The sequence below is a fragment of the Acinetobacter lwoffii genome (assembly GCF_024129855.1).
Classification (GTDB): Bacteria; Pseudomonadota; Gammaproteobacteria; order Pseudomonadales; family Moraxellaceae; genus Acinetobacter; species Acinetobacter lwoffii_L.
On record NZ_JAMXXC010000080.1, the window covers coordinates 1 to 375 of the forward strand.

Annotated in this window: 1 pseudogene; it reads left to right on the top strand. The window is 42.9% G+C overall.

The features are described from left to right. Positions 1-371 (top strand): annotated as a pseudogene (locus NI465_RS16585) (IS5 family transposase); the annotation flags it as partial. Positions 372-375 lie beyond the last annotated feature (4 nt).

Here is a 375-nt window from a genome sequence, read left to right on the forward strand (position 1 = left end):
CAGATTGACTCTGTTTATACCGATGGAGCTTATGACACCAAGCAATGCCGTCAGGTCATTGCAGATCGGCAAGGGCATGCGGTGATTCCACCTAGAAAAATGCGAAACCATGGAAAGATACAAAGAGTAGCTCGCTAGAACGAAATGAATTACTTCGAACAGTTAAACGTTTAGGCAGGACACTATGGAAAAAATGGTCAGGCTATCATCGGCGAAGTTTGGTAGAAACCAAGATGCATTGCATTAAATTATTGGGCGATAAACTGAGTGCAAGGAGCTTTCAAAGCCAAGTGAATGAGATCCATGCACGTGTAGCAGTCCTTAACAGATTTACGGAATTAGGTCGACCACTTACCCAAGTTACGCCTTAAATTT